Origin of the sequence: Collinsella sp. AM15-2 (genome assembly GCF_003471985.1) — a bacterium.
GTDB lineage: Bacteria > Actinomycetota > Coriobacteriia > Coriobacteriales > Coriobacteriaceae > Collinsella.
The window spans coordinates 15449-24687 of the sequence record NZ_QRKO01000026.1 but is presented as its reverse complement, the minus strand read 5'-3'; the positions used below and the strand labels follow the sequence as shown (position 1 = coordinate 24687).

Annotated in this window: 7 protein-coding genes, 1 tRNA gene and 1 pseudogene; all 9 read left to right on the top strand. The window is 61.5% G+C overall.

From position 1 onward, the window contains the following. The first annotated feature begins 186 nt into the window (after positions 1-186). Positions 187-264, top strand: a tRNA-Asp gene (locus DW171_RS09220). A 358-nt stretch (positions 265-622) separates the two neighbouring features. Beyond that, positions 623-1108: an Rrf2 family transcriptional regulator gene (locus DW171_RS09215; RefSeq protein WP_117564951.1), complete on the top strand. Its 486-nt coding sequence runs from the start codon at positions 623-625 to the stop codon at positions 1106-1108. A 21-nt stretch (positions 1109-1129) separates the two neighbouring features. Continuing rightward, positions 1130-2035 (top strand): adenine glycosylase, encoded by a 906-nt coding sequence (locus DW171_RS09210; RefSeq protein WP_118271032.1) that lies wholly within the window; start codon positions 1130-1132, stop codon positions 2033-2035. A 114-nt stretch (positions 2036-2149) separates the two neighbouring features. Further along, on the top strand, positions 2150-2689 hold the full coding sequence (gene rbr, locus DW171_RS09205; RefSeq protein ID WP_055252097.1) for a rubrerythrin: 540 nt from the start codon (positions 2150-2152) through the stop codon (positions 2687-2689). Between the two features lie 441 nt (positions 2690-3130). Then, a complete protein-coding gene (locus DW171_RS09200) occupies positions 3131-3565 on the top strand; it encodes a hypothetical protein (RefSeq protein ID WP_118093954.1) in 435 nt (144 codons plus the stop codon). 124 nt (positions 3566-3689) lie between these two features. Further along, positions 3690-5045, top strand: a complete 1356-nt coding sequence (gene rmuC / locus DW171_RS09195; protein WP_118271031.1) for a DNA recombination protein RmuC — start codon at positions 3690-3692, stop codon at positions 5043-5045. 123 nt (positions 5046-5168) lie between these two features. After that, complete coding sequence (locus tag DW171_RS09190; protein ID WP_118271030.1) at positions 5169-6971, top strand: ABC transporter ATP-binding protein; 1803 nt, start codon at positions 5169-5171, stop codon at positions 6969-6971. A gap of 63 nt (positions 6972-7034) precedes the next feature. Continuing rightward, complete coding sequence (gene nth, locus DW171_RS09185; protein ID WP_118271029.1) at positions 7035-7700, top strand: endonuclease III; 666 nt, start codon at positions 7035-7037, stop codon at positions 7698-7700. Positions 7701-7857: 157 nt separating this feature from the next. Further along, positions 7858-9239 (top strand): annotated as a pseudogene (locus tag DW171_RS10260) (transcription-repair coupling factor); the annotation flags it as partial.

The following is a 9239-nucleotide window of genomic DNA, read 5'->3' as shown; positions in this document are numbered from 1 at the left end:
ACTTAATGTGCTTTCCGTCTTGCGCAGGACTGTAGAGCAGCAAACTTAACCCCCGCCCCCAGCCCCGGAGACCCTCCCGGAGGGACCGAAAAATTTTTTCAAAAAAGTTGTTGCGCGCCGGACAGACTTCTGTGTATACTAATCCCCGCAGCGCACGCGAGCGGAAACAAACGCGAACGTCTGCCTGGGGAGTTAGCTCAGTTTGGTTAGAGCGCCGGCCTGTCACGTCGGAGGTCGCGGGTTCGAGCCCCGTACTTCCCGCCAACGCAATTAAAGCCACGTCTTCGGACGTGGCTTTTTGCGTTTGATGCACTTTGTTTCGATAGAACGATCGCCCTGGCGCATCTTCGCCCAGAATCCCCGCCCCTTCGGGAACGCAAGTAAAATCTAATAAGTATATTTGTCTGAACAACAGCTTTGTTGCGCAACACCTGTTCAACGAGACAGGGGGTTAGGCTATACTAAATTGAACTGTAGGCCGCATCTGATGCATTTCGCTCCAAGCGCGGCATTCAGTGGATATCCGATTTACCATTTGGATGTCCTGCGGTCATTTAGCGTCTCGACACAAGCTCGGCCTCGGAGCTCGTTCGAGCTGTTCGTATTCCTTGAAAGGGGAAAAATGGACATATCGAGGAAGACTGATTACGCCCTTCGTATGTTGGCGATGCTTGCCGAGGATCCGGAGCGTTTGCTTTCTGTTCGCACCGCTGCCGAAGAGGTCAATGTCCCGTATTCGTTTGCCCGCTCGATTCAGCACGGTTTGGTCCAGGCCGGTATTGTGGAGAGCCTGCGTGGCGTCCACGGTGGCATGCGTCTCAAGGTCAGTCCGGACGACGTTACCATTCGTCAGGTCGTCGAGGCCGTTCAGGGCCCTATGGTTATGAATGATTGCACCGCACCCGATGGCGACTGTGCGCGCATGGGCACGTGCTGCTATCATCCCCTGTGGGCCGGAGCTCAAGCATTGATGCGCGACTACCTCGATTCCGTTTCGCTCGGCGACATCGTCGCTCACCGCCAGTTCCCGGCCGTCGATCCCAAGTTCGCCGACCGCGAAGCGTTTCCCGAGTACGCCACCTGTGCGTATACATGCCGGGAGGAATAGCGCCGCATAAGGAGCATAGATATGATTCAGGACCCCTTTCGTTCGATGATTCGTTCGGAAGGGGTCCTGCGTTATCGCGACCTTCCGTGGCGCCGCACGCGCGATCCGTACATCATTTGGCTTTCCGAGGTCATGTTGCAGCAAACACAGGTGCCACGCGTGGAGACGCGTATGCCGGCGTGGCTCGATCGCTTTCCGACCGTGCAGGCGCTTGCCCAAGCCGCGCCTTCCGATGTTTTGGACGCTTGGCAGGGCATGGGCTACAACCGACGCGCTCTGGCGCTCCACAAGGCCGCTCAGCGCGTTGTGGAGGACTGGGACGGTGAGTTTCCGCGTGAGACGCGTGACTTGGTCGCTCTGCCTGGTATTGGCCCGGCAACGGCGCAAGGTATCCGGTCGTTTGCGTTTGACCTTCCAGGCGTGTATCTGGAGACCAACGTGCGCACGGTCTTTCTGCATCACTTCTTTCCCGATGTACCGGCTGTTCCCGACCGCGAGCTGGTGCCGCTGATTCAGGCGGCCTGTCCGGCGGTCCCCGGTGCGGCGACCGACGAGATCGCTCCCTTTGCCGTGCCGCTCGATGATGCCGACACGCCGCGCGCGTGGTATTACGCGTTGCTGGACTACGGCGCATATCTAAAAAAGACGTTGCCCAATCCGTCCAGGCGCTCGGCGGGCTATAGCCGTCAATCAAAGTTTGAGGGCTCACGTCGCCAAAAGCGCGCGCATATCGTGCGCATGTTGCTGGCAGCGCGCGATGGCCAACCGGCGGGGATTACGCTTGCTGATGCCGTGGTGGGCGTTAACGATATGGAAGCGGCGGCTGGGCGCGGGCCGGTCGAGCGCGAGCTTGTCGCGGGCATTCTGACCGACCTGGAGCGTGAGGGCTTTTGCCGAGCCGAGGGCGATCGCTGGCTGAGCATTTAGCCCGTGGAAATCTGAAGAACAGGATTGTAAGGTTTAGATTTCCGACATGAGGGCATCCTAAAGACGAGGCCGCTCGAAGCCTACGGGCGGCATGCGTTGAAGGGAAGTACACCTATGGATTTTGAGAATTCCCAAACCAAGAAGAACCTCGAGACCGCTTTTGCCGGTGAGTCCCAGGCACACACCAAGTATCGCTACTATGCCTCCAAGGCAAAGAAGGACGGCTACGTTCAGATCTCGAACATCTTTGCCGAGACGGCTGGCAACGAGTCCGAGCACGCCAAACTGTGGTTTAAGTATCTGCACGATGGCGCCGTCCCCGATACCCTGGACAATCTGCGCGATGCCGCCGCGGGTGAGAACTACGAGTGGACCACGATGTACGACGAGTTTGCCAAGACCGCCGAGGAAGAGGGCTTTGCCGAGATTGCCGCAAAGTTCCGTGGTGTCGCCGCCGTCGAGAAGGCCCACGAGGAGCGCTACAACAAGCTCGTCGAGCGCATCGAGTCGGGCGAGGTGTTTGAGCGCGAGGGCGTGAAGGTGTGGAAGTGCCTGAACTGCGGACATCTGCACGTTGGTGCCGAGGCACCTGAGGTGTGCCCGGTGTGTAACCACCCCAAGGCGTACTTTGAGGAGCAAGTGGTGAACTACTAGCGCTTGGCGCTGGCTGCTGCGGAGCGCGGGGCGGGGAAATACCTTTCCCTCTCGCTCACGGCTCCGCAGGGTCGCGCGAGGCAAAGGTATTTCCCCGCCCCGCGCTCCGGCTTCGGGTCGTTGCGTGCTCGCTACAGAAAGGCTGATAAAAAAGTTTGTGTGCCGCCCCTTTTTGGGGCGGCACGTTTTTGTGGGGTCCCGGTCTCCACAATTTTCGTCAAGCTATTGGTTAGATTTTGGTCAGTTGGCGTAAGGGCGGAAGGCCAAAAGATTGTTGGCGAAAAAAGCTCAGAGAAAGTGCTGGTAGGGGAGTTGTTGAGCTTTTCGACAGCTTTTGAGCAAAAGAAACTTTGTGGCTATTGCCGGCGATTGCGTTGTCGCGGTCATGGCGGTGCGGGATGCTGGTCGTAAGCGTCGAATGCTCCGATTTTGGAGGCCAGCATGGATCTGTTTCTTGAGACTCCGCAGCAACAAGCTGAGCGCATGCTGCGTCAGCAGCAACGACTCATGGAGATACAAATGCAAGGGGCGGCAGTCCAGCCCTTTGCGCAAAATGTCGTGCCCGCTGCTGTACCTGCAGCTGTGCCCGGGTGCGAATCGGCACCAGAGGCCTATTCCGTACAGCAAGATTCATATGCGCAGGAGCTCGCGTTCGACAAGCGTCGTGCGCGTCGTCGCCGCGTGGGCCAGCGCCTGCGCACCTTGGCGATGATCGTGCTCGTCCCGTTGGGGCTTGCGGCCATCTTTCTGGCGTCGTATGCCCTCACGTGCATCCTCAACGGTGCATCGCCCAACGAGGTGCTCCAACATCTAGCGGCCCTGGGCCAGCGCCTGGGTGACGTCATAACAACCATCCGCGCCGGCTGGGAGAGCTAGCGTTTTAGCGTCCGCGGCTCTAAGAGAAATTTGTCTGCAAGGCAGTGAGTGATCCGTGTGTGTGGCGGGGTAAGATTGATCGCGGTTTTGATTGATGATCGATTGGGTTTGTTGGGCGGAGTTTATGTCTGCAATTGATATTGCACTTATTGTGATTGCTTTGGTGGCGGTGGGGGTCGCTGCGGCCTGTGCCCTGCAGCTCAAGGGCCTTCGTGCCGAGTTGCGGGAGCGTGGCGACAGTAGCGCGGAAACGCTGGCAGCACTCGAGCAGGCCAACAACGCGCTCGATGCCCTGAACGTCGCGCTGGCCGAAACACGCCGCACGGCAAACGCCATCGCGCAGCAGCAGACGACCGATGCGGCCGTGGAGCAGCAACGTTACCTGGTCATCGCACGCGAGTTCTCGCAAGCTGGTGACCGGATGGATGACCTGCGCCGTGAGACGGCCCAACAGCTCGGCGCCAATCGCGAGGGCATCGAGCATCGCCTGGACAAGGTGCGCGAGACGGTCGATGCTCAGCTGGGCGCCATCCGCAAAGACAACAACGTGCAGCTCGATCAGATGCGCGCGACGGTGGACGAGAAGCTCTCTCGCACGCTCAACGACCGTCTGTCTGCATCGTTTAAGCAGGTGAGCGACCAGCTCGAGGCCGTGTACAAGGGCCTGGGCGACATGCAATCTATCGCCACTGGCGTGGGCGACCTTAAGCGCGTGCTGGGTAACGTCAAGGCGCGCGGCATTTTGGGCGAGGTGCAGCTGGGCGCGATCCTGGCGGACATCCTTACGCCCGACCAGTATCTGGAAAACGTTGCCACCAAGCCTGGCGCCTCGGAGCGCGTTGAGTTTGCCGTCAAGCTGCCGGTAGACGAGGGCGATCCCGTGCTGCTGCCGATTGACTCCAAATTCCCGGGTGATGCGTATGAGCATCTGCTCGACGCCCAGGAGTCGGGCGACGCGGAGGCCGCCGCCGCTGCGCGCAAGACGCTCGATGCGATGGTGAAACGCGAGGCCAAGGACATTTGCGAGAAGTACCTGAGTGTGCCGGCAACGACCAACTTTGGCATCATGTTCGTTCCGTTTGAGGGCCTGTACGCTGAGGTCGTCACACGCCCCGGGCTTATCGAGACCCTGGGCCGCGACTATCACGTCAACGTAGCCGGTCCTAGCACCATGGCCGCCATTCTCAACAGCCTGCAGATGAGCTACCAGACGTTTAGGCTGCAAAAACGTACCGACGACGTGCTGCGCGTGCTTTCCGCCGTCAAGGCCGAGCTGCCGCGCTATCAGGCGGCGCTGCGTCGCGCCCAACAGCAGATTGAGACCGCGGGCAAAACGGTCGAGGGCATCATCACCACGCGCACCAACGTTATGGAGCGCAAGCTCAAGGATATCGACGCGCTGGAAGATGCCGAGGAGGCCGACGAGGTCTTGGGGCTCACGTCCGCGGGCCTGCTTGCAGGGCAAGAAGACGAGGGCTAACTGCGCCTGGCGGCGGGGCGTCTGCGCAGGCGCGGGGCGCGGCGCTTTCGCGTCGCACTTGCCTAAAGCGCACTTCAATGTGCAACAATGGCCTTTCGCCCTATCAGACGCGAAAGGAAGACCATGTCTCAGAGAAGCACCAGCCCGCTCAAACGCTCCACCGTTCGCCGCACGCTGCAGCGTTTTTGGGACGTCACGCGCACACAGCCGCTGATCGTCTTTCTCTCGGTGTTCTCGTCGGCGGGCTACATCTTTTTGCTCACGTTTGCCAACACCTACGTGATGGCCCTTATCGTTGACCGCGTTCAGGCCGGCCCCGTGGCGGGTGACCAGGTGTTTGAGGTCTTTGGCCCTTACATTCTGGCGCTGGTGCTCGTTAACCTAGTGGGCCAAATCCTCTCCAAGCTGCAGGACTACACCGTCTACAAGCTCGAGATTGCGGGCAACTATCACCTGGCGCGCCTGTGCTTTGACACGCTCTCCAATCAATCCATGACATTTCACACCAGCCGCTTTGGCGGATCGCTCGTGAGCCAGACGAGTCGTTTTATGAGCGGCTACACGGGTCTGGTCGACGTGACGGTGTATTCGCTCATCCCCACCATCACCTCGGTCGTCTGCACGGTGGCGGCACTCGCCCCGGTGGTGCCCACATTTACCGTGATCCTGGTGGGCATCATGGTTGTCTACATTGCGTTTGTCTGGCTTATGTACAAGCGCATCATGCCGCTTTCGGCCGCGACGTCCGCCGCGCAGAATAAGCTCTCGGGCGTGCTGTCCGACGCGGTCACGAACATCTTGGCCGTCAAGACCTGCGGGCGCGAGGACTTTGAACGCGATCTGTTCGACGCCGCCGATCGTGCCGCGCGCGACGCCGAGACGGTCTCGATGCACGCCATGATGCAGCGCAACTTTACGACCTCGGGCCTTATCGTCATCACCATGGCCGTGGTGAGTGTGTTCGTGGCGGGCGGCAACGCGTGGTTTGGTATCTCGGCCGGCTCGCTCGTCATGATCTTTACCTACACCTATAACCTCACCATGCGTCTGAACTACGTAAGCTCCATGATGCAGCGCATTAACCGCGCGCTGGGCGATGCGGCCGAGATGACGCGCGTACTGGACGAGCCACGTCTGGTGGCGGACGACGAGAATGCCCCCGAGCTTAAGGTGGGCGAGGGCGCGATTGATTTTGAGCACTTGAGCTTTGCATACCGTGATGCTGCGGCGGGCGAGAGCGTGTTCGACGATCTGACGCTCCATGTGGCGGCGGGCCAGCGCGTGGGCCTGGTGGGCAAATCGGGCTCGGGCAAGACGACGCTCACCAAACTGCTGCTGCGCCTGGACGACGTACAGGGCGGCCGCGTGCTCGTGGACGGTCAAGACGTCTCGCGCTGTACGCAGCAGAGCCTTCGCCGTCAGGTGGCCTACGTGCCACAGGAGGCGCTGCTGTTCCACCGCTCCATTCGCGAGAATATCGCCTACGGCCGCCCCGACGCCACCGACGAGCAAATTCGTGAGGCGGCGCGCCTGGCCAATGCCCTGGAGTTTATCGACCGCCTGCCCCATGGCTTTGACACCATGGTGGGCGAGCGCGGCGTCAAGCTTTCGGGCGGCCAGCGCCAGCGCGTGGCCATTGCCCGTGCCATCCTCACCGACGCGCCGATTCTGGTACTCGACGAGGCGACGTCTGCCCTCGATAGCGAGTCCGAGGCGCTGGTGCAGGAGGCGCTCGAGAACCTGATGCGCGGCCGCACCTCCATTGTGGTGGCGCACCGCCTGTCCACCGTGGCGGCGCTCGACCGCATTGTGGTGCTGGCGGACGGCGAGATCGTCGAGGACGGCACGCATGCGCAACTGGTCGAGGCAGGCGGCGAGTATGCAAGCCTGTGGAGCCGCCAGACCGGTGCATTTTTGGAGGCATAACGACCCCATACGTGGGACAATCGTGCCTATAGGTTTGTTGTGCCGTTGAGCCAAGGAGTCGTTATGCCACGCGAGACCAATGCCGCCAAACGCGAGCGCGCCATCGAAGTGTGTGAGCGCCTCAACCGTCGCTATGGCCCGGTCGAGTGCTTTTTGGACCACGAGAATCCCTTCCGCCTGCTGATCGCGGTGCTGCTTTCGGCGCAAACGACCGATATGCAGGTCAACAAGGTGACGCCGCGGCTGTTTGCCCGGTGGCCCACGCCCGAGGCCATGGCCGGGGCGAGCGTGGCTGACGTGGCGGACACCATCAAGTCGCTCGGCTTCTACAAGAGCAAAGCCAAACACGCCGTGGAGGCCGCGCAGATGATCGTCGCCGATTACGGTGGCGAGGTGCCGGCTGACATGAAGGAGCTCGTCAAACTGCCGGGTGTGGGGCGTAAAACGGCGAACATCGTGCTCAACGTGGGGTTTGGCATTGTCGAGGGCATCGCGGTCGATACACACGTCAACCGCATCGCGCACCGCCTGATGCTGAGCCCCAAGACGCATGCCAAGGAGCCGCTCATGACCGAGCAAGATCTGCTCAAGATTTTGCCGCACGAGTATTGGGAGTCGGTCAACCACCAGTGGATCACCTTTGGCCGCGAGGTCTGCGACGCCCGCAAGCCTAAGTGCGACGAGTGTCCGCTGGCGGATTTGTGTCCCAGCGTGCGCGTGGCGGGGTAGGGCGGAATGCATTTTCGTCTGGCGTTTTTTGCGGGGCTGGGTTTGCCCTTGAGCCGGAGTCCTCTCCATGCGTTACCATGACAGACAATGTATTTGACGTACGACCCGCCGAGCTTGCCCCGGCGGGCTTTTGGCGTTGCAATGCCGGAGGAACAGCATGCTCATTCACCGTATAGCCGCGCAGCTCTACACTGCCGAGGCACTGCAGACCGTCGAGGCCGGACTCGATGCTGGCGAGGACGTGACGCTGGCTGTGTCGCAGTCGGGCCGCACGCTTATGGCGGCCGCCCAGTTTGCGCGTCGTCCGCGCCCGACGGTCTATATCGTGAGTGGCGAGGATGCGGCTGATCGCGCCGCGCGTAGCCTTGCCGCCTACGTGGGCCTGGCACACGTGTGCCGCTTTCCCGAGCGCAAGGACTATCCGTGGCGCGAACAGGCGCCCGACGACGCCGTGGTGGCGCAGCGCTGCGAGGCTCTGGGGCGCATCGTGCGCGGGGACAACTGCATCATGGTTGCCTCGGCCCGTGCGTTGCTGCGCTGTGTGCCGCCGGTCGAGAGCCGCTACTGGGAGTCCACCACTTTTGCGGTGGGCGAGGAGATTCCTTTTGACGAGGTGCCGCATCGCCTGGTGGGCATGGGCTACACCAATGCCGGCGCCGCCGACGCGCCCGGCTTGTTCCGCGTGCACGGCGACACCGTCGAGGTGTTCCCCGCACAGGAAAAGGCACCCGTGCGCATTGAGTTTTTTGGCGACGAGATCGACCGCATCCGCCGCATGGTGAGCTCCACGGGGCAGACCATCGGCAACGAGGACAGTATCGAGATCTTCCCGTGCCGCGAGTTGGCGCTTACCGACGAGGCCGTCCACAACATGCATGTGGCGCTCTATCGCGCCAGCCAGGACGATAGCAAGCTGGCAGCGCTGCTCGAGATGGTGGATGCGCGTATCGTCACGCCCGAGCTCGACCGCTTTTTGCCGGTGATGTACGGCCAGACCGTAAGCCCGCTGGCGCACGTGAGCGGCAAGGCGCTCGTGGTTCTATCCGAGCCGCGCTCGCTGTTCGACGACTGCCTGCGTGCCTACGAGGATATCGAGGCCCGTGCCGGCGAGGCGGGGATTGACCGCCTGGACGGTCTGTACGTGCGCGCTCAACAGCTCGATTTTGGTGCCCAGCAGCGCCTGAACTACGTAAGCCTCATTCGTGCCGGCGGCGCGGTGACGGCCGAGCTCAAGATTGAGCAGCCTGCCATCGCAGGCTCGGACAACCGTTTTATGACGCGCATCCAGGAGGTCGTGGGCAAGCGCTATGCCTGCGTGTTTGCCATTCCCGACCGCGGCGCGCGTGAGTCGATGGAGCTCACCTTTGGCGACGAGGGCATTACCTTTGAGGAATCGCTGACCGCGGCGCCCGAAAATGCCGGCGCTATCGGCGACCGCGTGCGCGTGGCAGCGGCGGATTCCGCCGACCGTGCCGCACGCCAGGAGGCCCACGCTTCCATTCGCGAGCGTAAGGCCGACGCACTCAACGCCCGCTCGCT

Excerpts from the sequence above, each read along its gene's own strand:
- DW171_RS09215 (WP_117564951.1), top strand. The coding sequence starts at position 623 with ATGGACATATCGAGGAAGACTGATTACGCCCTTCGTATGTTGGCGATG.
- DW171_RS09210 (WP_118271032.1), top strand. The coding sequence starts at position 1,130 with ATGATTCAGGACCCCTTTCGTTCGATGATTCGTTCGGAAGGGGTCCTG.
- rbr (WP_055252097.1), top strand. The coding sequence starts at position 2,150 with ATGGATTTTGAGAATTCCCAAACCAAGAAGAACCTCGAGACCGCTTTT.
- DW171_RS09200 (WP_118093954.1), top strand. The coding sequence starts at position 3,131 with ATGGATCTGTTTCTTGAGACTCCGCAGCAACAAGCTGAGCGCATGCTG.
- rmuC (WP_118271031.1), top strand. The coding sequence starts at position 3,690 with ATGTCTGCAATTGATATTGCACTTATTGTGATTGCTTTGGTGGCGGTG.
- DW171_RS09190 (WP_118271030.1), top strand. The coding sequence starts at position 5,169 with ATGTCTCAGAGAAGCACCAGCCCGCTCAAACGCTCCACCGTTCGCCGC.
- nth (WP_118271029.1), top strand. The coding sequence starts at position 7,035 with ATGCCACGCGAGACCAATGCCGCCAAACGCGAGCGCGCCATCGAAGTG.